Origin of the sequence: Undibacterium sp. RuTC16W, assembly GCF_049339445.1 — a bacterium.
GTDB lineage: Bacteria > Pseudomonadota > Gammaproteobacteria > Burkholderiales > Burkholderiaceae_D > Undibacterium.
This window is the reverse complement of the sequence record NZ_JBMPPE010000002.1, coordinates 123,976-148,082: the sequence shown is the minus strand read 5'-3', so window position 1 is coordinate 148,082 and position 24,107 is coordinate 123,976. Positions and strand designations below refer to the sequence as shown.

At 49.5% G+C, this 24,107-nt stretch carries 20 protein-coding genes; 10 read left to right on the top strand and 10 right to left on the bottom strand.

Annotated elements, in window-relative coordinates:
- From ACO0K4_RS05105 to ACO0K4_RS05075, 7 genes are all read right to left on the bottom strand, one after another.
- Positions 1-882: a M48 family metallopeptidase gene (locus tag ACO0K4_RS05105; RefSeq protein WP_422955859.1), complete on the bottom strand. Its 882-nt coding sequence runs from the start codon at positions 880-882 to the stop codon at positions 1-3.
- An 81-nt stretch (positions 883-963) separates the two neighbouring features.
- Positions 964-1,704 (bottom strand): lysophospholipid acyltransferase family protein, encoded by a 741-nt coding sequence (locus ACO0K4_RS05100; RefSeq protein ID WP_422955543.1) that lies wholly within the window; start codon positions 1,702-1,704, stop codon positions 964-966.
- A gap of 164 nt (positions 1,705-1,868) precedes the next feature.
- Positions 1,869-2,432: a D-glycero-beta-D-manno-heptose 1,7-bisphosphate 7-phosphatase gene (gmhB, locus tag ACO0K4_RS05095; protein ID WP_422955858.1), complete on the bottom strand. Its 564-nt coding sequence runs from the start codon at positions 2,430-2,432 to the stop codon at positions 1,869-1,871.
- 150 nt (positions 2,433-2,582) lie between these two features.
- A complete protein-coding gene (gene glyS / locus ACO0K4_RS05090) occupies positions 2,583-4,721 on the bottom strand; it encodes a glycine--tRNA ligase subunit beta (RefSeq protein ID WP_422955542.1) in 2,139 nt (712 codons plus the stop codon).
- 150 nt (positions 4,722-4,871) lie between these two features.
- Positions 4,872-5,813: a glycine--tRNA ligase subunit alpha gene (glyQ, locus tag ACO0K4_RS05085; RefSeq protein WP_422955541.1), complete on the bottom strand. Its 942-nt coding sequence runs from the start codon at positions 5,811-5,813 to the stop codon at positions 4,872-4,874.
- A 225-nt stretch (positions 5,814-6,038) separates the two neighbouring features.
- The gene (locus tag ACO0K4_RS05080) at positions 6,039-6,542 is read right to left on the bottom strand and encodes a DUF805 domain-containing protein (protein WP_422955540.1); all 504 of its coding nucleotides are present in this window, start codon (positions 6,540-6,542) and stop codon (positions 6,039-6,041) included.
- A 124-nt stretch (positions 6,543-6,666) separates the two neighbouring features.
- The gene (locus ACO0K4_RS05075) at positions 6,667-6,930 is read right to left on the bottom strand and encodes a TM2 domain-containing protein (protein WP_422955539.1); all 264 of its coding nucleotides are present in this window, start codon (positions 6,928-6,930) and stop codon (positions 6,667-6,669) included.
- Between the two features lie 566 nt (positions 6,931-7,496).
- Between ACO0K4_RS05075 and ACO0K4_RS05070 the strand changes: the two genes are divergently transcribed.
- The 7 genes from ACO0K4_RS05070 (at position 7,497) to ACO0K4_RS05040 (ending at position 15,748) form a co-directional block, all read left to right on the top strand.
- Entirely contained in the window at positions 7,497-8,186 is a 690-nt protein-coding gene (locus tag ACO0K4_RS05070) for a hypothetical protein (protein WP_422955538.1), read from the top strand.
- A gap of 833 nt (positions 8,187-9,019) precedes the next feature.
- Positions 9,020-10,354, top strand: a complete 1,335-nt coding sequence (locus tag ACO0K4_RS05065) for a cyanophycinase (RefSeq protein WP_422955537.1) — start codon at positions 9,020-9,022, stop codon at positions 10,352-10,354.
- A gap of 208 nt (positions 10,355-10,562) precedes the next feature.
- Positions 10,563-11,507 (top strand): polysaccharide deacetylase family protein, encoded by a 945-nt coding sequence (locus ACO0K4_RS05060; RefSeq protein WP_422955536.1) that lies wholly within the window; start codon positions 10,563-10,565, stop codon positions 11,505-11,507.
- Between the two features lie 303 nt (positions 11,508-11,810).
- Positions 11,811-12,206 carry a VOC family protein gene (locus tag ACO0K4_RS05055; RefSeq protein WP_422955535.1) on the top strand — a complete coding sequence of 132 codons (396 nt, stop codon included), beginning with the start codon at positions 11,811-11,813 and terminating at the stop codon, positions 12,204-12,206.
- Between the two features lie 258 nt (positions 12,207-12,464).
- Positions 12,465-13,898 carry an L-cystine transporter gene (locus ACO0K4_RS05050; RefSeq protein ID WP_422955534.1) on the top strand — a complete coding sequence of 478 codons (1,434 nt, stop codon included), beginning with the start codon at positions 12,465-12,467 and terminating at the stop codon, positions 13,896-13,898.
- A 176-nt stretch (positions 13,899-14,074) separates the two neighbouring features.
- Positions 14,075-15,256: a serine hydrolase domain-containing protein gene (locus ACO0K4_RS05045; RefSeq protein ID WP_422955533.1), complete on the top strand. Its 1,182-nt coding sequence runs from the start codon at positions 14,075-14,077 to the stop codon at positions 15,254-15,256.
- Positions 15,257-15,418: 162 nt separating this feature from the next.
- Entirely contained in the window at positions 15,419-15,748 is a 330-nt protein-coding gene (locus ACO0K4_RS05040) for a DUF2322 family protein (RefSeq protein ID WP_422955532.1), read from the top strand.
- 168 nt (positions 15,749-15,916) lie between these two features.
- Here ACO0K4_RS05040 and ACO0K4_RS05035 read toward each other — a convergent pair whose 3' ends face one another.
- Positions 15,917-16,948, bottom strand: coding sequence for a Leu/Phe/Val dehydrogenase (locus ACO0K4_RS05035; protein ID WP_422955531.1), 1,032 nt, complete (start codon positions 16,946-16,948; stop codon positions 15,917-15,919).
- A 323-nt stretch (positions 16,949-17,271) separates the two neighbouring features.
- On the opposite strand from ACO0K4_RS05035, the gene ACO0K4_RS05030 reads away from it, so the two are divergent.
- Complete coding sequence (locus ACO0K4_RS05030; protein WP_422955530.1) at positions 17,272-17,907, top strand: 3'-5' exonuclease; 636 nt, start codon at positions 17,272-17,274, stop codon at positions 17,905-17,907.
- Positions 17,908-18,006: 99 nt separating this feature from the next.
- Here ACO0K4_RS05030 and ACO0K4_RS05025 read toward each other — a convergent pair whose 3' ends face one another.
- Positions 18,007-18,609 (bottom strand): hypothetical protein, encoded by a 603-nt coding sequence (locus ACO0K4_RS05025; RefSeq protein ID WP_422955529.1) that lies wholly within the window; start codon positions 18,607-18,609, stop codon positions 18,007-18,009.
- Between the two features lie 389 nt (positions 18,610-18,998).
- Here ACO0K4_RS05025 and ACO0K4_RS05020 point away from each other — a divergent pair, with 389 nt between their 5' ends.
- Both ACO0K4_RS05020 and ACO0K4_RS05015 read left to right on the top strand, forming a co-directional pair.
- Entirely contained in the window at positions 18,999-20,192 is a 1,194-nt protein-coding gene (locus ACO0K4_RS05020) for an efflux RND transporter periplasmic adaptor subunit (RefSeq protein ID WP_422955528.1), read from the top strand.
- A 2-nt stretch (positions 20,193-20,194) separates the two neighbouring features.
- Positions 20,195-23,395, top strand: coding sequence for an efflux RND transporter permease subunit (locus ACO0K4_RS05015; protein WP_422955527.1), 3,201 nt, complete (start codon positions 20,195-20,197; stop codon positions 23,393-23,395).
- Between the two features lie 102 nt (positions 23,396-23,497).
- Here the strand turns inward: ACO0K4_RS05015 and ACO0K4_RS05010 are convergent, their stop codons facing one another.
- Positions 23,498-24,007 (bottom strand): DUF3016 domain-containing protein, encoded by a 510-nt coding sequence (locus ACO0K4_RS05010; RefSeq protein WP_422955526.1) that lies wholly within the window; start codon positions 24,005-24,007, stop codon positions 23,498-23,500.
- Positions 24,008-24,107 lie beyond the last annotated feature (100 nt).

Sequence of the window (24,107 nt, the reverse complement as noted above, 5' to 3'; positions counted from 1 at the left end):
CTAAAATACAGGAATGTCATGAATGGCGTGATGCCGTAAGGCGTGTTTGGCCTGCTCGAATTCCGGGAACACCGATTGCACCGTCGCCCAGAATTGCGGACCATGGTTCATCTCGCGTAAATGCGCCAGCTCATGCGCAATCACATAGTCGATCAAGGCCGGAGAAAAATGGATCAGGCGCCAGTTTAAGCGTATCTTGCCTTGCGAGGTACATGAACCCCAGCGCGTGGTCGCAGCCGACAGAGACATTGAGTGATAGCTGACATCAAGTTTCTCCGCATAGACCGGTAATCGTTCTAAAAATACCCGGCGTGCTTCTTGCTGCATCCAGGCTTGTACACGGTCTTTCAATTGCTGTTCACCCGCATCTGCCGGCAGACTGATCCTGAGCTCATCGCTGGCGTCATCCAGTGTAATCCCCATCGCCTGGTTCGCCAGAATACGCAGGGTCAATTGCTTGCCCAGATAAGGTAATTTGCCGCCGTCCACCCATTGCATCTGTGGTTGTAGCTGGCGAGCGTCGCGTTCGCGGCGTTCATTGAGCTTGGTCACAATCCAGCGTTGTTTCTCATGAATCGCCTGCTCAATATCAGCAATCGTGACCCAGCGCGGGGCGGTAATTCTCAGTCCGTCCTCATTGATCAGGAAGCCGATGGTGCGGCGCTTTGAACGGAGCAGCGTGTATTCCAGCCATCGCTCGGCCAGACGAATCTGACGCTTATTAGGCGATTTGGCGGGCGGGGGAGAGGGGGGAGATTCTAGCTTGGGCGGCGGTGTTTTTTTAAACCGCGGCGCGCGATCGGCATAAGGTGAGCCGGATGATGCAGAACCTGACGATTCTGCATCATCTGTACGATGATCCGAAAATAAGTCCAGTTGCATCAGAAACTGCAAAGGCTTGGTCAATAATGACAAACATGATTTCAACGCTTCAACTCTCCTGATTGACCAAGAGAATCTTGATCAGTTTTTTTTGTATATCTGCGGCGAGATAACACGCATTTCGCCTTCTACCCAGGCCTCAACTTTTTGCATCAATTCCGATGAACTCAAACCATCCGGTGCGATTGGCTTGCCGATTGAGACGGTGATCAGCCCGGGCGTCTTGATGAAAGAATTTTTGCCCCAGCATTCGCCGGAATTCATGGCGATAGGAACAACGGCTGTGTTGGTCTCTGTCGCCAGGCGAGTGCCGCCGAGTTTATAGTTGCCTTTTTCACCAACACGAATTCGCGTGCCTTCAGGGAACATAATAACCCATTGTCCGTCTGCGAGCCGGCGGCGTCCATGCTCTACGACCTGGGCGAAAGCATCCTTGCCTTTGCTGCGATCAATCGGGATCATACGCATCAGAGAAATACCCCAGCCGAAGAAGGGAATATAAGTAATCTCTTTTTTAAATACGTACACCAAAGGACGTGGCATACAGGTCATATAAAAAATGGTTTCCCATGCGGACTGATGCTTGGATAATAAAATCACTGGTTGGTCAGGCAGATTTTCCAGTCCTTTGATTTCATAGCGAATGCCACACACTACCTTCGCCAGCCAGATCACAAAAACATTCCAGCGCGCCGTCCAGTAATAACGTTTGTTGTAAGGCAGAGGCGCGAATAACAGACAGGCCATTGCCCAGACCATCGTCGCAACAGCCATCAGACTGACAAATAATACAGAGCGTAAAAAATAGGTAAAACGAAGCATCGTATCTCCAACAAGATAACCGGGAAGTGATTATCGTCAATAAAGGAAGTGCTGATTATGAAAAATAAGAGCTATAAAAAAGCAGTATAGAGACTGTTAAAATTATCTTTGGCTCGAGGAGTCAGAGTCATTTAAATTGATACTAAATCCTTACTAAATGGCGACTAAACCGCCACAAAAAATTCTGCCGGTGTGTTCTTTAGCAGGATGTCTACCATCGATGCCAGATCCGGATAAATTTGTGTTCCGGGAGGCAGGCCGCCCTTGTCGAAGGTTTTTTTACCTTTGCCAGTTAACACCAGATGAGGTGCGCAGCCCTCAACAAATCCTGCCTGTAAATCACGCAGCGAATCACCGACGCTATGTACACCTTTCAGGCTAATATCGTAGCGTTGCGCGATCTCCCGCAGCATGCCCGGCTTCGGTTTACGGCAATCGCAATTATCATCGGCGATATGCGGACAAAAAAATACAGCATCGATTTCAGCACCGACCTGCTGTGCGGCAGTATGCATTTTTTGATGAATCGCATTCAGCGTCGACATTTCAAATAACTTGCGCCCCACGCCGGATTGATTGGTAGCGACGACCACCAGATAACCTGCCTGATTAAGCTTCGCAATTGCTTGCAATGACCCAGGGATAGGATGCCACTCGTCCGGTGATTTGATAAAAGCATCGGAGTCGTGATTGATGACGCCATCGCGATCAAGGATGATCAGCTTCATTGGTTTTTCCATGAGCATTCCTTTTCTGATTAGCTTGATCTAAGCTAGTTCTGGTTTTACTCACTCTCATCCGCGAGCGGGCGAGAGTGAGGAGAGTGCGCCTGCCATGCAACAATTGCCAGCATTAGCGACTGCGATCAACTACAGTCGCTATGCAGCCAGTTTAGAAATATCCGCTACCTGATTTAACATGCCATGTAACTCATTCAGCAAAGCCAGGCGATTATTTCGTAAAGCCAGGTCGTCAGCATTCACCATCACATCGTTGAAGAAACTATCAACCTCAGCACGTAATGCCGCCAGAGTTTTTAACGCTGCGGCGAAATCACCTTTGGCAAATGCGGCATTCACTTCTGGCTTGACCTTAGTCATCGCGTTGTACAAAGCTTGCTCTGCTGCTTCCTGTAACAAATTCGTTTGCACGGCACTTGGCGTAGCCTCTGATTTTTTCAGAATATTGGTGATGCGCTTATTGGCGGCAGCGAGTGAGGCTGATTCTGGTAAGGCGGCGAACTCAAGTACAGCTTGCAAACGGTCGGGAATATCGCCTAAATATTCAGGGCGTTGAGAAACGATTGCCTCTACTGCATTTGGAACTCTGGACTGAAGCGACTGTGCAATCTGTCCGCCTGACTTAATTACATCATCATTCCCATCATATCCCCGCAATAATCCGCGCAAACGCTCATAAAGAAAATCTGTGACTTCTTCCGACGGCGTTTTGAAGTGACTGTTATTGCCAAATAACACGGCAGTCTGTTCAACAAGATCTTTTATAGAGAGAGGTAATTCTTTATCTAAAAGAATCCGCAATATGCCGATAGCATGACGACGCAGCGCAAACGGATCGCGGTCGCCAGTCGGTTGCAAACCTATGCCCCAGATACCGACTAGTGTTTCCAGTTTGTCGGCCAGTGCGACGGCAGTGCCGGTTGCTGTTGCAGGCAATGCGTCACCGGCAAAGCGCGGCTGATAATGCTCGGACGCCGCAGCGGCAACTTCGGCATGCTCGCCATCATGCAGGGCGTAATACGTGCCCATGACGCCTTGCAATTCAGGGAATTCACCAACCATATCCGTCAGCAAATCTGCTTTTGCCAGCAAAGCACCACGTTCTGCCAAAGCGACATCCGTACCCAGAGACAGGGCAATTTTGCCTGCCAGTGACTGGACGCGGTTAGTACGTTCTTTTTGACTACCGAGTTTGTTGTGATATACAACATTCGCTAGCATAGGCAAGCGCGCTTCTAGAGTTTTTTTCTTGTCTTGCTCAAAGAAAAACTTTGCATCCGACAAGCGTGGACGCACCACGCGCTCATTGCCTTGAATGATGTGTTCCGGTGTTGCTGTTTCCAGATTTGAGACGATCAAAAAGCGCGAGCGCAATTTGCCATTGGCGTCCGTCAGGGCAAAATATTTCTGATTGGTTTGCATGGTCAGAATCAGACATTCTTGCGGCACAGCCAGGAACTCATCTTCAAATTTGCATTCGTAAATCACCGGCCATTCGACCAGCGCAGTGACTTCATCGAGCAGAGATTCTGGCCTCAATACCAGATCGTTACCTGCTTGCGCTAACAAGGCAGCAAGAATTTTTTCTTTGCGCTCGGTGACGCTGGCGATGACTTTGCCTTGACTTGCCAGATTGGCGGCGTAGTCATCTGCATGCGCGATGCTGATCTGACCCGTTGTCAAAAAGCGGTGCCCCAAGGTCACGCGATCACTCTTCAAACCGAGCAGAGAAAGTGGCACGATGTCGGCGCCGTGCAGCGCGATGATGCGATGTACAGGGCGTACAAAATGCACGGTTTCGCCGTCAGGGCGCTGATAGCTCATGACTTTTGGGATCGGTAATTTACTGACCGCTTCTTCCAATGTCGTTTGCAAACTACCTGCTAAGGCAGAACCTGCTGCCGTATAGCTGTAGAAAAAACTCTCAGCCTTGCCATCGACCGCACGTTCGAGCTGACTGATTTGCAGATCAGGGAAGCCCAGTGCCGCCAGTTTTTTTGCCAGCGGTGCGGTGGCATTGCCTGCTGCATCGAGTGCGACGGATACCGGCAAAACTTTTTCGCGCAATACTTTATCCGGTGATGTAGAACGCACATTTGTGATGCTCACAGCCAGACGGCGTGGTGACGCGTAGCTGGTGGCAACAGAATCGCTCTCTAAGAAGTCGCGTGCTTTCAAACCATTGACGATGCCGGTAGCAAATGCGTCGCCGAGTTTGGCGAGTGCTTTAGGTGGCAGTTCTTCTGTAAATAATTCAACTAAGAGTGTGTTGTTCATTTTTTCTATCTCTATCGATTCTAACTTTGTCCGATACGACCAAACTCGCTTATGTAGGGTGCGCCATGCGCACCAGTTCATCGGCTAATAACTACAGGTTTGCGAGGTGGTGCGCATGGCGCACCCTACGTACTTCTCACCTATTTGCGTTTAATCTGCCAATACAGGAACTGGTTTATGCTGATCATCCTCAGCGCACATAGGGAAGCCTAACTTTTCACGCGAAGCGTAGTAGGCTGCTGCAACCGCACGTGACAGGTTGCGGATGCGGCCGATATACGCAGCGCGTTCTGTCACCGAAATCGCTCCGCGAGCATCGAGCAAATTGAAAGTGTGTCCAGCTTTCAGAATCATCTCGTAGGCAGGCAAAGCTAAAGATTTTTCAGTGACATCCAGCAGGCGCTTGGCTTCGGCTTCGTAGTTGGTGAATAGTGAGAACAGGAAATCGGTATTTGAATATTCAAAATTGAAGGTCGATTGTTCAACCTCGTTTTGATGGAAGACATCGCCGTAGGACAGGCGCACGGTTTTGCCGTTTTCTTCACGTTCGGTCCAGACCAGGTCATACACATTTTCTACACCTTGCAAATACATCGCCAGACGTTCGATACCGTAGGTGATTTCGCCGAGAATCGGTTTGCAATCCAGGCCGCCAACTTGCTGAAAGTACGTGAATTGTGTGACTTCCATGCCATTGAGCCAAACTTCCCAGCCCAGTCCCCATGCGCCCAGCGTTGGGTTTTCCCAATCGTCTTCGACAAAGCGGATATCGTTTTGCTGCAAATCCAGACCCAGAGCTTTTAAGGAGCCGAGGTAGAGGTCGAGAATATTGTCCGGCGCCGGTTTTAAGACGACCTGATACTGGTAATAATGCTGCAGGCGGTTGGGATTCTCACCATAACGACCATCCTTAGGACGGCGTGACGGCTGCACATAGGCAGCACGCCATGGTTCCGGCCCGATCGCGCGCAAGAAGGTGCCGGTATGCGAGGTACCCGCACCGACTTCCATGTCATAGGGTTGCAGCAAGGCACAGCCTTGTTTGTCCCAGTAGTCTTGCAGTGTGAGGATGATTTGTTGAAATGTCAGCATGTTGGTGTTCCGCTCTGGATGATGGCGTTGGATGACGCAGAGTAAAGTTTGCACAGCCTTAGATTTTAGCGGGTTTTAGGCGTCAGAGGCGAATTTGCTTCAGTCTGGTCTGCCCAGCGGGGGGCAATAAAAACAAAAGAGGCGACAATCGCATTCGGATGTCACCTCGTCTGATCCCGATACCCGGATTAGATATTGCCTAAATGCAGCAGGCTCCAGTCTGAGTTACATCATTTTCGGGCATGCGCCGTACTCATTCTCCGCACGATGGCTTTCTGAGGCCAAAAATACGATCAGGATGATCCAGCCAATAACAGGAATGAACGCAATTAACATCCACCATGCACTGCGACCCGTATCGTGCAGACGTCTCGCCATGACAGCTAAACTAGGGATAAAAGTAGCTAATGAGTACAGACCGCCGAGCAAGCCCGTATTCGATCCAAAACTTGCCGTGCCTGTGATGCGATCAACAATCGCCAGTCCCATTGAAATCAATATCGTAAACAAGAAGAAAAACCAGTATTCCTTACGACGTGAGCGACCGGTAAATACTGCATATTTTTGTAATGCCAGGATATACCAATCAAAGGCATTGCCCGTGTCATCTGCTATGGTGGACGTCGTTGATGTTGCTGCGCTTGTGGTTTGCGTCGCGTCGCAGTGCGGGCAGGTGACAGCGGTTTCGTGGATTTCCTTACCGCAGCCTCGACAAAATACCATGTTCATTTGATCTCCCTTGAATTCTTCAATGTGCTGCTGATTTATGGGTTGTAAAAGCCGTGCAAGTTGTATGAGCCGTTTTCAGGGTATCGTGGTGAACTTTCGTCCACGACTCTACAGATGATCTATATCAGGTCCAGAGATTAATTTTATTGCCGTCGCTGTCCGTAAAGCTACCGACAACGATCATAATAAAATCAATCAGTACCCAGATGCCGAGACCGCCTAGTGTCAAAATTTGCAGAATGCCCGTTCCGATTTTTCCGACATAAAAACGGTGCACTCCCAGAAAGCCAAAGAAAAAGCAAAACAATGCAGCAGGTAAGATCCGCTTGTTTGTGGTCGTCTGATGTTGTGGCGCTAATTGCTGAGCGCCGCATTGAGGGCAGCTCATCGCTGTCTCATGTATTTCTTTTCCGCAACCGCGGCAAAAGACCATGCCCATGTTCTCTCCTGGTCTGGTAATAGTGGCTAAAGAATGTTGATGCACAATCCTTAGTGTGTGTTTGTAAAAAGAGTGCACATAACATCCGTTATATTGCTAATTAATCTTTCTATGCTGACAATTCTACGAGAGAACTTGTAACATTGAAACAGTCATGTCGCACTATCCGTTGCTTTTTTCTACGGAATTCACTTTAACCCGAGGCGGTAAGGATTTTGCGCTGGGCTTGCGGCACCAGGTCTTTATGCAAAGTTGAACTTGCGATATCGCTTTGGGTTTGAAGTAGGTCTTCCAAGAAATTCGATGGCGTGAGTATTGATTTGATGCGAATTTGGTGCGAATTTGATGAGATAAGTTACTGCTTTGAATTTGATGCGTGTGATGAATTGGCACTGTAAATAACGAATGTTTATATTGAGGTAAAAATGCGTCTAAACCCTGTCCCAAACGTTTTATCCCGTATCTGTCTATTGAGCGCCTGTGCATTCAGTCCACTATTTGCACATGCTGATGGTTTGAGCGATCTCAAGGCCGCGCTCGCCAGACTGCAAGGCCCCGCCGCAGTCAAGGCAACGCTGGAGGCCAAGACCTGGAGCAAGCAGGGTGAGGGTAAAGACGCAGAGGAGAAAAATGGTGTTGCGAATGTCTTCATCGAAGAAGGACAGCGCGGTCTGCATATTCACTACAGCAAAGAATTGCTGACAAAGCTCGACACCGAGGAGCTCGCCAAAGAGAAAGATGCCAAGGTTAAAACACCGACACTGTCCGCTCTGAAAGAAATCAATTCCAGTGAAGTACGCCCGCTGATCTATGCGGCAGGTAGCTTGTCGCGTGCCGTTGAAAAAGCGAATTTTAAAAGTGAAAAAGCCGATACCTTCAATGGCAAACCTGCACGCCTGCTGAGCTTTGATCTGTCGATCGACAAGATCAGCGAAAAAGACCGTAAATACGTTAAAAAATACGAAGGCAAACTCGACATCTGGGTCGCCCCAGACGGCACGCCGCTCGCCAGCCGCCAGCATGAAACGGTATCCGGTCGCGCCTTCGTTGTGATCAGTTTTGAATCAACGAATGATGACGAGCAAGTCTATGCACAGGTCGGTGAACGTCTGATCACGACGCGCAAAGAAAGTAAGAGTAGCGGATCCGGTGCAGGCGAAAAGGGGGAGTCGCGGATTATCAAGACACTGCAATTACAGTCCTGAGTTTGGATGTACCTGAGCCAGCAATTAAAACGCACAAACAAGATGTGTAAATCCTCAGGGCATAGCAGGGAACAGGGCCCTCTTTCAGCGATGGAAGTTCAGCGGGAGCTCCAGTAGCACTGTTTGATCAGCGAAAGATGCTGATTTCTGTGGCTCTTAGTAGCATTGTTTGCAGACCACGCTCCTTTTGCCGATCAACACTTGCGCGCCTGCATAACGGCATGCGTTCTGGTTGACACGGATATTGCCAATCCTGCCGTTACTTTCAAACTTAACTTCTAAACTTACTTTTACATTTACTCTTACATTTACTTTTAACTTACTCCTAAAATTCTTCCTCGAATTTCGTCGGTGGCGCTAAAGCTGTCGCATTTGCGCGTCATTTTTATCCCGGCTAAAGATTATTTATTTTTAAAAAGTCATTTTCTTTGAAAATTTTCACCTGATTTTTAAAGAAATCTATTTTCTTTCGCCTCGGTTTTAGTGATTTATTGATACTCGTTTTTCAAGGATCAATAGACGTTTCTCAAATAAGCAAACACAGATAGGTGGCACTGATGCGGCAATTAGATGAAAAACTACTTGCCGTATTAGTAAAATAATTTACATAAATATTAATTGTGTAAATTATTTTCCATAATTATGATGATTCCACAGTGTTTCTTCCAAGTTGGTCTGGGGAGGCAATCACTGGATCTGTGCGGAGATGTTCATGTCGTCGCTTTGTTGTCTGAGGCATTTTTGACCGGTTGAGCTATCCGCAAAAGCAATTGAATTCATATTTATGCACACCATGACGATCTGTCGTCATCTACTCTTTGAGGGAACGAATAATGAATAAGATGTTGAATAGCTTTACCGTCAGAATGCTCATTTGTACCGGATTGCTGACCAGTCCTTTTAGTGCGTATGCCGCCAAGGTATTTATGATGGGCGGTGCGACGGCTGAGGCCAATAATGAAATCTACGCTGGTTTGCGTGCGGCGACCTCACGCAACTGGACCCCGAATACCAGCATCTATACCAACTGCGTAACCGACTGGGCCACTACGAGCTGTCCACGTGTTGCCGTTGTTACCGCCTCGGCAGATACTGCTGCTTATGGCGATAACGTGTACAACAATGATGATGCAACTACGGGTGCACTGAGTTACATCAAGCTATTTCAGAAGCATGGTTTCGCGCCCAAGCACATCACGGCCCATGCCGATAATTACAGTAGCGACTCTTACTCAGGTAATGCTGCCGGTGACGCCAATATTGCGATCATCAATCAAGCCGACGTCGTATTCTTTAACGGTGGTGACCAGTCGCGTGCTGCACGTACTTTTCTTAGTAATAGCGGTGCGGATACGCCATTGATGGCGGCTTTGCGTGCCCGTGTCAACAACGGCAGCCTGGTGATTGCCGGTACCTCAGCAGGTACCATGATTCAGGCTAATCCTATGATAGGTGAGGGTGTGGCTTATGGTGTCTTGTATTTCAATGCGAATTTTGCGTCAAAACCAGTCGGTAGTTCGACCGGACTTAAAGATGACCGCAGCGGCACCAGCTCACTTGCCTATGCAGAGAACGCTGGCACCATGAAAGGCTTTGGATTTGCTGGTGCGAATGTCGCCGTCGATACACATTGCAATGCCCGCGGACGTGTCGCCCGGTTACTGGCAGGGATGAGGAATACCGCAAAAACGCAAGGCATCTGTGTGGATGAAGATACGGCGATTTATTTGAATGGTAGCGCCGCATCCGTATTTGGTACCAACGGAGTCAGCATTGCCGACACCGCAACAGCCACCTTCCCGACGGCATCGTATTTTAAAGTCACTGGTGCGCAAGTGACCTACCTGACCAGTGGCGATAGCTATAACTTGTCGACTAAAACAGCGACTAGCAGCAAGAGCCTGATTACCCGCCCGTATTACGCGACTTACTATGATTCTGCCGCAATACTCGGCGCGAATGAAATCACTAAATCGCTGACCTGGATCGTCGACAGTACCACCACTTACAACGTAGGTACCGCGCCAACACCTGTGTACACTTCCGGTGCGACGTATCCTTCCAGTGCACTTGCCTACAAAATAAAATTCTATAAAGACAGTAATACCAAAGGCTATTACAGCAGCGGTAAATATAGTGCCGTCCGGGTTCTGGTCGACATCTATTGAGCAGATGAATGATGATATCCGTCGTTCTATGAATAAAAAACGCGAAGCAGGTCTTCGCGTTTTTTATTGGGCCATGAAATTTTTTTCTATCAATTAGCAATTCCTGAACAACTCATGAGCAATTGATCAGGATTGACCGGAAATTGACGAGCAATTCCCTGCGTGATTTGTTAAGGTAGGTGTTTCCTGATTTTAAATGCCTCTATTCATGCGTCAAATTTTTGCGATACGTCCGGTTTTTCCGGCAACAATGCTGCTGAGTATTTACCTGATTTTCGTGCCATCCGTTCAGGCACAGTCCCTTGCTTTTACCTTCGATGATGGCCCCAGTGTTGCCAGTACACCGCTAATGTCGGCGCAGGCGCGCAACCAGGCGATGCTCGATGCGCTAACCAAACATCAGGTCAGAGCAGCGCTGTTTGTTACCGCCGCGAATGGAGCAACTCAGCCCGCTGGATATGCGCTCGCCAAGGCCTGGGGCGATGCCGGACATGCGATCGGCAATCACACTATGACCCATCCCGATCTGCATAATGACAAGCTCAGTCTTGCGCAATATCAGCAAGAGATACTCGATTGTGACCGCATCATCCGCACGCTACCCGGTTACCAGAAATGGTTTCGTTACACCTATCTGCGAGAAGGCAATACAGCAGAAAAGCGCGACGGTATGCGCAATTTTCTAAAACAGCTCGATTATCGTAATGCCTATGTCAGTCTCGATACCAGCGATTGGCGGCTCGATGAAAAACTCACTGAGGTTCTGGCAAAAAATCCGCAAGCAGATCTCAGTCCAATCAAGCTCGCCTACCTCAGCCACATACGCCAGCGAGCTATTGCCTATCGTGCTCTGTCGCAGCAATTGCAAGGTCGCGACATTCCGCAAATTATCCTGCTCCATCACAACCTGATCAATGCCTTATGGCTTGATGATGTGATTGCCCAATTTAAAGATATGGGCTGGAATATCGTCACGCCAGCGAGTGCATTTGCAGATCCGGTCTATCAACTTGTACCAGACCGTCCAGCTCCCGGTCAAAGTCTGCTGCTATCCATGGCGCGGTCGCTAGGTGTCGCGAAGTTCGATGGCTGGACACGACTGGTCGATGATGGTGATGCTGAGATTGAGGCGCTGAAAGTTCAGGGTTTGTAAGGGGACTGAGAGAAAAATTCCGCTGATCGCAGCGATTTTTCTTTCGGTATCACTGTATTTTTGATGTGGCTTAGACAGTGGCATAAAGCTTGGCGATATGCATATACTCCCCTTATTTTTTAAATAAATAGTCTTGATCCGCAATTTTTATATAGCGATTTTAAAAATACAGGTAGGTAGTATGTTATTTTTAGATTGGATAATCTGCTTTAAATGACAGAATCTCTACTGACTGAGTATGTTCTGTCACCACTAATCCTATGTCAGTTCATCGTCGTCAATAAGTTATCTGCAGGAGATTATATGCACGCCCATCTAAGAATCACCCGCCCAGTCAGTGACTTGCAGCGAACAAAATTGATGTACCAAGCGGGATTGCAGCTTAGTATCATCGGGGCATTTGAGGATCATCAGGGATTTGATGGCATCATGCTCGGTCGTGCCGGCATGCACTACCACTTCGAATTCACGCAGTGCAAATCACATCCGGTTTATCCGCAACCGGTAGCAGAAGACCTCGTCGTGTTTTATCTACCCGATCATCAGGAATGGGAAGCAAGTTGCCTGCAAATTGCAGCGGCAGGTTTCACGCAAGTGGCCGCATTCAATCCATATTGGGATGTAAACGGAAAAACCTTCGCTGATCACGACGGATATCGTGTGGTGTTGCAAAATGCTGGTTGGCAGAACGTTGAGTGAGTTGTACTCAATCTTTGGTCAGATGCCGCATTGAAAAAATTTATCATATGTTGACTTTGCTGGTTTTGATTTTAGTAGCCTGTTGTTTGAATTTTTTACTTCAATACACATTAAAAAAATTGCGATTTTTACCCTGACAATGGGTAATCGTTGCCACGTATAATAACGAAGGCAATTGAATTTTTTTACCGAAAAAACCCCGCATTCATAGTGACTTATCCGTCACCGCATTCATTCCATTTCGATAGAGGTAAGTCCATGATCAGTTCGATCGCATCTTATTCCACCATCTATGTTCTGATTAATCTGGCGGTCGCGCTGGCGATTGGTGGTTTTATGTACCGGCAACAGCGCAGTGAGGTGACTTTTACGGTGAGGGTGCTGACTGGTCTCGGGCTGGGTGTGGGTTTGGGGTCAGCGATGCATTTGCTGTATGGCGGCGATACTGCCACGGTGGCAGTGATCACTATGACGAATGCTTACATTGACATCGTTGGTACGGGCTATGTCAAGCTGTTGCAGATGATCGTGATGCCGCTGATTATGGTGTCGATTGTTGGTGCCATTCTTAAACTGAAAGGTGCCAGCTCCGTCGGTAAAATTAGTGCGCTGACTATCGGCACGCTGCTGGCCACTACCATGGTGGGGGCAGGCATAGGTATTTTGATGGCGAAATTATTTGGTCTGACTGCGATTGGATTAAGTTTCTCTGCGGTTGAAGTCGCGCGTGGCGAGTATTTGCAAGGCACACTGGCCAGCGCCAAGGCGATAAGCTTACCGAGTTTGCTATTGAGCTTTATTCCGACTAATCCGTTTCTGGATTTAACCGGTGCGCGTAAAACCTCTACGATTGCCGTGGTGATTTTTTCGATTTTGATCGGTTTGTCAGCAACAGGTATTGCGGGTGCTAAACCTTTGCTGTTTGCATCATTTACCCAGTTTGTCAGCGTTGCGCAGGCGATCATCATGCGTATGGTCACGCTGGTGCTTCGTCTCACTCCATATGGCGTATTTGCGTTAATGACGATGGTTGTTGCAGAGTCGAGTTATGCAGATATCCTGAAATTAATTAACTTTGTGGTGGCGTCATATAGCGCGCTGTTACTGATGTTTGCTGTTCATTTGTGCCTGATCGCAGGCGCTGGCCTGAATCCAGTCCGCTTTGCTAAAAAGATTTTTCCGGTACTGGCATTTGCCTTTACATCGCGTACCAGCATGGGAGCAATCCCGATGAATGTACAAACCCAGACGCAGCGCCTTGGTACGCCTGAAGGTATCGCCAATTTTGCGGCATCGTTTGGCGCTACCATTGGTCAGAATGGTTGTGCCGGAATTTATCCCGCGATGCTGGCGATTATGATTGCGCCGACCGTCGGGATCGATCCATTTACCTTTAGCTTCATCGCCCAATTGCTGGCAATCGTCACCGTCGGTTCGATTGGTGTTGCCGGTGTCGGTGGCGGTGCGACCTTCGCCGCACTGATCGTACTCTCGACGATGAATTTGCCCGTGGCTTTGGCAGGCTTGCTGATCTCGGTGGAGCCTTTGATCGATATGGGACGTACCGCCCTCAACGTCAGCGGCGCTATCACAGCCGGTACTATTACTAGCCGGGTATTAGGCGAGACCAATATGGATGTTTTTAATAATGACGCAGAAGTAAACTTGGATGGGGCAGAGAAGCCTGTTTGATTAGAAACAGATGTTAGATCTGCTGCTTCGACTCTGTTGATGGACCGCGTTAAAAGCGATATGATGAAGATGAGGCCGCCTGACATAATTTTCAGGCGGCTTTGTCGTTTTACTGAATTGAATTTACATTGAAAAATCACAATCTCATGAATGGCGAATACAAATAAGGTGATCGTATGCAAATAAAAAAATGGCTAATCCTTTGTACAGTAGTCACTATGTTTTTCAGCGAAATATCTGCTTCATTCGCGCAATCGGCAGGTCAAGCCGGATCGTCGCAGCCTCCAAATAAAGTGATACAAAGTCAGCCGAATCAGCCGAAAACACAATTGACAGAAAAAATTCATGCACTGCTTCAAGCAAAATGTGATCAGGATCAATTTTCCGGCGCAATATTAGTTGCTAAAGGAGATCAGCTCATCACTGACGGCGTGTGCGGTCAGGCGAATAAACGCTACCACGTTGCCAATACGATGGAGACTAAATTTAATATTGCGTCGATAGGGAAAATGTTTACAGCCGTCGCTATTGCGCAACTGGCCGAGGCAGGCAAGCTTTCTTACGATGACAAATTGAGTCGTTATGTGGATACGAGTTGGTATCCTAAAAATATCCTTGATCAGGTCACGATACGTCAACTGGTGTCGCATCGTGCGGGTTTTGGCGATATCCTTTCTGAGCATATTGTTTATGCCCCCTATATCAAACTGATCTTTCTGCGGGAGTTGGCAGATTACAAGCCCTTGTTGAAAAACGATAAACTGAAATTCGAACCAGATAGTAAATTTTTATATAGCAACACGGGGTATTTTTTATTGGGCCTGGTAATTGAGAAAGCGTCGGGACAAAATTTTTTCAGCTATATTCGCGAGCATATCTATCAGCCTGCTGGCATGGTGAATTCTGATAGTTATTTCAGGGACGAGCCGGTTGAGAATATCGCTACGGGTTATTTTTCTACGCCGCAGGCACCGAATTTTTCAAAAGAAAATAATTTTTATATTCCTCTCCGTGGTTCACCGTTTGGAGTGGGATATTCGACCGTCCATGATTTGTGGCGATTCACGTCTGCATTACGAGCGGGGAAATTGATTAAAAATGAGACGCTTCAATCGCTTTGGATTGATGAAAGCAAGGGCCAAAATGTTGGCGGCCGGCCATACGGTTTAGGTTTTCAGATCTGGAGTAGTGATATAGGGAAAGTTACGGGGCACACGGGTAGTTTACAAGGTGTTTCTGGTGAGCTTGCGATGTATATCGATAGTGGATATACCGTTATTGTGTTGTCTAATTATGATTCCACAGGGTATTTACCTTCACAACTGGAGGCATTGCTGGTGCAGGCGGAAGCTAAATAAGTTGCGCTGCTTTTCACATGAATACCTTGCTTAAGCCAGTTAGATGAGTCATGACAAGTCATTGCCCATCTCTGGCCTGACATCCGATTCATCGCCCAAAAGCACCCCACAAATGCTGCATATCAACAGTACACTATTTTATTTTTTTAGAAAGAACGTTGCATGCAATTCAGTGAGATCTTAGTCACCCTGCCCACCATTGATCACGTCACGGCGCTGGAATTGTTTGATGGTGATACGCTGGTCGCTCACCTGGAGAATAAACCTGGCACAGCCGGTAGTGTGCGTGTCTATCATGCATTGATGCAAAAATTTGGCGAGATCAATGCGGCGGCCGCTACGGAGGGGTTGGCGATGTATGCAGAGCACACGACGGATGCCAGAGCTTTTCCGGGTAAGCATCCGAATATTGACCGACTACTGACCTTGATCGCCAGCGCATCTGACGGTGCAGACAGCCAGAATCTGACCGTGACGTTGATCACTCGTTGATCTGTCAGCGTGGCGCATGTCGATGCCACACAATGGCGTTCGCTTGCCGGATCATCTTCACGACTTCACCAGAGAATAAAAAAGCCACCTGAATCGCATTCAGGTGGCTCTGATATGAGTGCTGTGATGATGTAGCGCTCTGATGAATCAGAGCGCCTTTTGGTTTGCTTAGTGCTTAAACTTTGCCTCAGCAATCCGGTCCGCTACCACACTGGTTGGCAAGCCTTCTGCATCAGCACGGATAAATACTTCTGTCAGTGTCTCACCGATACGGCGTACATGCGCGTCCATGCCGTCTTCCGGCGTGTTCAGGTATTCGTAGCAGACTTTGATAATACCGCCCGCATTGATAACGAAATCCGGCGCGTACAAGATACCTTTTTGACGGCAGGCTTCACCGATATCGGCAGTGGCTAACTGATTGTTTGCGGCACCTGCAACGATCCTGGCTTTCAGACGTGAGAGTGTATCTGGGTTCAAGGTCGCACCGAGGGCGCAAGGAGCGTAGATGTCGGCTTGTACATCGTAGATTGCGTCGATACCGACAACCGTTGCGCCTAGTTCTTCCTGTGCACGCTTGAGTGCTGCCTGATCGATATCCGCAACAACGAGTTTAGCGCCGGCTTCATGCAGTCGACGTGCGTAGTCGTAGCCGACGTGGCCCAGGCCTTGCAGCGCGACGGTCAGGCCGTCGAAGCTGTCGCGTTTCAGCAAGTGCTTTACTGCTGCTTGTGCGCCGACGAAGCAGCCGAGCGCGGTGAATGGTGATGGATCGCCACGATCACCGAGACCGGCGACGAATTTGGTTTTGTTCGCGACATTGGCCATGTCTGCAGGGCTGGTGCCGACATCTTCTGCGGTGACATAACGGCCACCGAGGCGCTCCAGTGCTTCGCCGAGGGCTTCAAACAAGGCAGGTGTTTTGTCCGTTTTCGGGTTACCGATAATGACGCTTTTGCCGCCACCGATAGGCAGGCCTGCTACAGCGTTTTTGTAGGTCATGCCGCGTGAGAGGCGCAGTACGTCACGTACGGCTTCGGCTTCGCTGGCGTAATTCCACATGCGGCATCCACCCATGGCCGGGCCAAGGCGGGTATTGTGGACAGCGATGATGGCTTTGAGGCCGGATTTGGCTTCTGAGGCAAAAACGACTTGTTCGTGGTCGTCAAAATTGATTTCGTTAAATACAAAAGCGGTCATGCTTATGGCTCCGCGCGGTGGTGATCATGCGTCCCGATAAGGCGAATGATGACGTGCCGCAAAAAAAGTTATGTTAAAAATAGTCTGTCAGTACAACAAGGTCTTACTAGTCATGGGCAGCGGTGTGGTGCTGCCGACAACGGGGCGGTGATTGTGTCACGCGGGTACGAGTATAGGCGATAGGGGGAGGAAACTCAAATTCGCAGGACGATTTGCTCACACCGCTGATACAAGTATTTGCATAGGGAAAGAACGCTGCCGCTGTGGCACTGCGCTAGTTGCGCTAGTGTTTATTTCTAAAGATGCCCTGTATCATTCGACAAATGAGCTCAACATTGACCAATCAGCAAGAATCCCTCAGCGCAGAACCCGACGAGGATGTGTCGGGTGTCGTACTTCCTTCCTTGCCGGCCTATCAGGGTGTGAGTGCCGCATTTATTCATATAGTCACAAATGCTGAATTGGCCGGGAAGGCGCAGCAGGCTTTGCTGGCAGCGGATGTGCTGGGATTTGATACAGAGTCGCGACCGACTTTTGTCAAAGGGCAGAATTCGGGCGGGCCGCATTTGATTCAACTTGCCACGGATGATCAGGTGTTTCTGTTTCCGGTCATCGATTCTGCGTATCTGGCTCCGGCCAAGGCGGCGCTGGAGGCACCGCATATATTGAAGGTGGGTTTTGGTCTGGGTGATGATCAGAGCCGATTGCGTGCGCGTTTGGGGATCCATCCTGCACAGATTCTTGATCTGGCGAGAGCCATGCGCGAGCGTAAAGGTAGCGATATGGGTGCGAAAACTGCCGCAGCACGGTTTTTGGGAATGGCCTTACAAAAATCTAAAAAGACGTCGACTTCAAACTGGTCGCTGGCGCCATTGACGGAGCGGCAAATCCGCTATGCGGCGGATGATGCGCATGTCGCTTTACTGACTTACCGTCGTTGGCTGGCGCAGAAAAAATAAGTTATCGAACCAGATTGCGGTAACCAGTCTGGTGGTTGGCGGATATCTTCAGTGGTTGATGCTCGTCCATCCTCAAACGTATTGCCAGCGTTCTTTGTTTCATGCGGCTAACGCGCATGGATGTGCCAGCCGGATTAGCCGTGCGAGTTCCTCTAAAAACAATGACTGCGTTTTGACACAAAATCCGCCTGAGTAAGGATTCATAAATCCATGCGAGGTATTCGCAATCAGCTCGGCAGGCTGGCCTTGCTGGCGCAATTGTTGCGTGAGCGTAAGCGGATCAAAGGCGGCTTCGTGTGCTGCAAAGATCAGCCTTGCGGGGCATCGTGGTTGCAGATGGGTGTAATCGCGGATACGTGAACCATAGAACAACACCATCTGATCGATGTGATATGCGGTCTCCGTCGCGGCCAGCAGCCAGAGGGCGCTGGCGCCAGCGCTAAAGCCAATGGTGATGCAGGGAATGTTGCGATGCTCTGTCTGTTGCTTTTGTATGACACGGTCAAGTTTGTCTCTATAGCGCGCAAGCCCGCCTCGGGAGATAAAGGCTTGATAGGCGCTTTGCTCGGAGCGGTAGTGGACGCCGCTGTGATCCTGTTCGTCATGCGGTGAGACGATCAGGCAGGGATGTTCCAAACTGCGAACCAGGCTGGCGACAGCCGGGGTGTTTCCAAATACATCGGTGGCGATAATGACGGTCATAGATAAAGCGCGGACCCGCCAGCGGCAACACGGGCGGTCAATTCAGCAATTGCAAGGTAAAACAAGAAAGAGGGCGGAGACTACTGGAGTTGGACGCAAACTTCAAGCGATTCCTGATGTTTGATCTGCAATCCAGATGAAGAGGCTGCTTGTTTGGAGAACCGACAGGAATCAATCATATTCCTGATCTACATTATGTGATTGACATCAAGCAACAAGCTGGCGATACTCTGGCGCGTGAAGATTGTAAGAACTTGTTACAAGATCGTGTATCAGACTTGTATCGTTAGCTCGGATTTCAGATCGGATGTCAGCTTGCATTGCCGCTCCTGCATCAATTATTTTGTCTCAACGCTTTGTTCAAATTTAAATATTTCCGGAGATCGTCTATGTTGCGTCGTACTTTACTTGTCCTCGCCATTGCAACCACACTTGTTGCCTGTAGCAAGAGTGCGCAGGGTGATAAAAGCGACAAAAACAATGCCTCCGCCAGCAAGAAGGCCAGCGCTTCGGAAGAGGTGACCTTGCAGATCACAGCCGAAGATCTGATTACTGTGCAAAGTAATTCGCTGGCATCTGGTCCTGTGATTACCGGTTCTGTGCAGCCTGAGCGCCGCGCAGATTTGCGTGCAGAAATTTCCTCGATTGTTTTGCAGGTACTTAAAGAAAACGGCGATGTCGTCAAGCGTGGTGATCTGCTGGTGCGCCTGGACGATACTTCGATTCGTGACAGTCTGACCTCCGCAGAAGAAGCCGTGCGTGCTGCCGGGCAATCGTTTGATCAGGCGGAGCGCCAATTCCAGCGTTTAAAAACCTTGCGCGCCTCTGGCATGACGTCGACCCAGCAATTAGAAGATGCCGAGATTCGCCGTAATAACTCCCAAAGCGATCTGGTCGCAGCCAAAGCACGTTCTGCGCAAGCCCGTCAGACATTGCAGCGCACCGAAGTCCGCGCACCGTTCGACGGCATTATCAGTGAGCGTAAAGTATCTGCAGGCGACACCGCGCAGATCGGCAAAGAGCTGGTTAAAGTGATTGATCCGAACAGCATGCGCCTGCAAGGCCTGGTGTCCGCAGACCGTGTGAAGGATGTCAAATCAGGTATGCCCGTCAGTTTCCGTGTCAACGGCTATGGCGAACAAGATTTTATCGGCAAGGTGCGTCGCGTTGATCCTGCCGCGAATGCGACTACGCGTCAGGTCGAGGTGCTGGTGGACTTCGTTGACAGCAATCAGCCGAAAGTATCTGGTCTGTATGCCGAAGGTCGTATCGAGGCAGGCAGTACGCAAAACCTGATGATCAAGAGCAGTGCGCTGGTGCGTGACGGTGACAAGGCGTATGCCTGGCGTGTCAAGGATAGTCTCCTGAGAAAAGTCAGCATTACTTTAGGTGAGCGTGATCCGCGCCGTGGTGATTATGTCGTCCGTACCGGTTTGTCGGATGGCGACAAGGTCGTGCGTAATCCGGTATCGACTCTCAAAGATGGTCAGAAAGTCGCATTGGTCGATTCAGCTGGTGCAGCCGGTGCAGCGAAAGCGGCCGCCGTCATGGCTGCGCCTGCCAGCTCAGCAACGGGGAAATAATTATGTTCCTATCCGACTTTAGTATTAAGCGTCCCATTGCGACCATCGTGATTATTATCGCGATGATGTGTCTGGGTTTACTCGCGCTCAAAAAACTCCGTGTGAATCAGATTCCCGATGTGGAGCAGCCGGTGATGGTGATCAATATCCCTTATCCGGGTGCCTCACCCGATACGGTGGAACGCGAGATTATCAACCGCGTAGAAAAATCGCTGCAAAGTATTACCGGTGTATACCAAATCCGCGCGACTGCCAGCGAAGGCAATGCCAGCATCGTGATCATCTTCAACTTTAAGAAGAATATGATCGAGGCTTCGGATGAGATCCGGAATTCAATCGCTTCGGTACGTTACAAATTACCGGCAGAAATGCGTGAACCGATTTTGCAGCGGATTGATCCCGCAGCGCAACCGATCATGCAACTGGCCTTGTCGTCTAAAACCATGTCGCATGCAGAAATTTCACGCAAGGCGGAAGACGAGCTGTCCGATAAGTTTCGTGCGGTCGATGGCGTGGCGGTTGTCAGTGTCAATGGTTCTTTACGTCGTGAACTGAGCGTACTGCTGAATGCGCAAAAATTACGTGAATACAATGTCTCCGTCACCGAAGTCGTGAATGCCCTGCGCAGCCAGAATACGACGGCACCTGTCGGCAAAGTACGTGGCATTCTGGATCAGCAAAGTATTCGTCTGGTTGGCCGGATTGAGTCGCCTGCTGAGTTCGAGCAAATCGTCATCAAGCGCCGCGGCACGGAAGTCATTCGTCTGGCGCAGGTCGCGAAGATTGCCGATGGATTCGCAGAGCTGAACAGTTTTAGTATGCGCAACGGTAATCCTAACGTCGGTATTTCGATTACCCGCTCACGCGATGCGAGTACGGTATCGGTGGCAAATAAGATCCGTACTTTAGTTGAGGAGATCAACAAAACACTGCCGGAAGGAACCAAGCTCGAAGTCACGCAGGATGGTGGTAAGGATGCCGAGAGCAGTCTGAATAACGTGATCGAGTCGCTGATGTTCGGTGCGGTGCTGACGATTTTTGTTGTGTACGTTTTCCTTAATTCCTGGCGCTCGACGCTGATTACGGCACTGAGTTTGCCGACATCTGTGATTGCCGCATTTATCTCTGTCTGGCTCTGTGGTTTTACACTGAACTTCATGACCTTGCTCGGTCTGTCGCTGGCAATTGGTGTGCTGATCGATGATGCGATCGTGGTGCGTGAGAATATTGTGCGTCACATGGAAATGGGCTCGGATCGTCGCACTGCAGCCAGTAACGGTACGCGTGAAATTGGTCTGGCAGTTGCCGCTACTACGTTCTCGATTATTGCCGTGTTTATTCCTGTCGCGTTTATGCCGGGCGGTGCGGGTGAATGGTTCCGCCCATTCGCTTTGACGGTTGCCAGTTCGGTCCTGGTCAGCCTGTTCATCTCATTTACGCTGGATCCTATGTTGTCGGCGTACTGGGGTGATCCGGTCGGACATCATCTGGAGAAAAAAACGGGCATCAGTTTATTGCTGTCCAAGTTTAATCACTGGTTCGATCATCAAGCAGACCGCTACAGTAAAGTAATCGCCTGGGCGCTGCATCACCGCATCTGGATGGCGATTATTGCGGTAGTCAGCCTGATCGGTGCGCTGACGCTGCATGTGATGTTTGGCGGTTCGAGTTTCTTGCCGGCTGCGGATAACGGTACCATCATTATTGATATCCGCACACCCTCAAGCTCCAGTCTGGATTACGCACGGTTGAAGGTAGAAAAAGCGGCAGAGATTGCCCGTACCTTGCCAGAGACCGTGGCAACGAATAGTAATGTGAATGCCAGCGGTGGCCGGGTCTATGTGGACTTGGGTAAGAGTACCAAGCGCCAGCGATCTGCTGAAAAAATTGCAGTCGATCTGCGCAAAAAAGTTGCTGGTGTCATCGGTGCTGAATATGTTGTGCTGGACGACTTGAATAATGGCGCACGTAAGCCAGTGCAGATCCAGTTCTCTGGCCCTGATTCGCGCAAGTTAATGGCGATCACCACGGCGTATATGGAGAAATTACGTGCGGTTCCGGGTGCGGTTGATGTCGGATTATCCGAGCAGGATCCGATTGATGAACTACAGATCGAGCTGGATCGCGGACTGGCGAATTCACTGGGTATTTCCGTCGGTGACGCGGCGCAATCTCTGCGCGTTGCATTTGCCGGTGTTGAGGTCGGTGACTGGGTGGATCCTACCGGCGAAGCACGTGACGTTGCAGTGCGCTTGCAGCCGGAAGACCGGGTCAATGCAGAGAACATAGAACATTTACCTATTGCCGTCAGCGGTACCGATAAGATGGTTCCCCTTGATCAGATCGCAAAAATCACGATGGGTAAAGGTCCGGCGCAGATTCAGCACTCTGACGGTAAGCGCATGATCGCCGTGTCTGCCAATGCTCAGGGACGCTCGCCAGGTGAAGTCACGGCAGATGCCATGAAGATCGCGAACGCGATTGATTTTCCTACCGGCTACGGGATTGAGCTTGGCGGTGCTGCACGTGATCAGAAGGAATTGTTCACCGAGATGGGTATTGCGCTGATCTCAGGTATCGGCCTGATGTACCTGATCCTGGTCATGCAGTTCGGTTCTTTTACGGCACCGATTGCAGTGATGCTGTCCTTGCCTCTGAGTCTGATTGGTGTGGTTCTGGCGTTGCTGCTGACGCGTGGCACCCTGAACCTGATGAGCTTCATCGGGGTCATTATGCTGATGGGATTAGTCGCTAAAAATGCGATTCTGTTACTTGACTGTGCCCGCAAGCGCGAAACGGAAGGTTTTGGTCGCGAAGAGTCGCTGATGTATGCTGGTCGCATGCGTTTGCGCCCGATTTTGATGACGACGTTCGCCCTGATCGCTGGTATGATGCCGGTCGCGATCGGCCTGGGTGAGGGGGGAGAATTTTATCGTCCGCTGGCAGTCGCCATCATCGGCGGTACGATTACCTCGACTTTGCTGACCTTGCTGGTAGTGCCGACTTTTTATGACAGTATAGAGATCGCCAGAGACCGGATGTTTGCTAAGTTCCTGGCACGCGATGCCCGCTGGAATACCTTATTTGCGTTCGTGACGACCTTGATTGAAGCCCTGTTGACGGTCACTTTGCTGCGCTTTACGTATCGCCGTATCGTACGTCTGGGATCATTTATATTCAGACGTGGTCGCCGTGCTGCCTAGCGAGTATTGCTAGCGAAATAAAAAGCCGCTCAGATGATCTGAGCGGCTTTTTACTTTGTATGCAGGTAGATTTGCTATCGGTGAACGTCACTTAGCGAGATATCAGGATTTTTCCCTGGTTGGAAATACCTTATTGCGTTGCAGATGCCTGAACCATTCTTTCAACATTTGCTCCTCATACTTGTAATCGCTGCTGCTTAAGTTTGCTTTCGATAAATAATACATATCGCGAATCTCTTCTTTACCGGAAGCGACGATTTCTTGCTGAGGATTCTTGAGCGTATAGGACAGGGACATTTTTGGCCAGTCGATGTCTTTTAGTACGCGGATGTCGCGCATAGTCCTAGCATAGTTGTACTCGATCCTGCCTGCGAGGTCGATATCGGTGATCTGTACTTCCAGAATGTATCCGTCGGGAAGTGTCTTCGCCAGGTCGGAAAAATACAGACTAAATTCCTTGCTTACCCGAATTTGTGCATCTTCCAAACTGTCGTTCACATTACGGATATCGGTGAACTTTTCTGGCTGAACGAAATCAACTTTAGCTTCGCCTGCAAAGGCGGGGAGAGTGGCTGCGCAAAAAAGCGCGGTGATCAGTGAACGTCGCATCATATTGACTCCTTACTTGTGGACCAGCTACCCCACCATTTTAGTCAGTTTTGTCATTTGTCAAAGAGGTCTTACAAACGGATGCGAAATCGCTTTGCGCTGC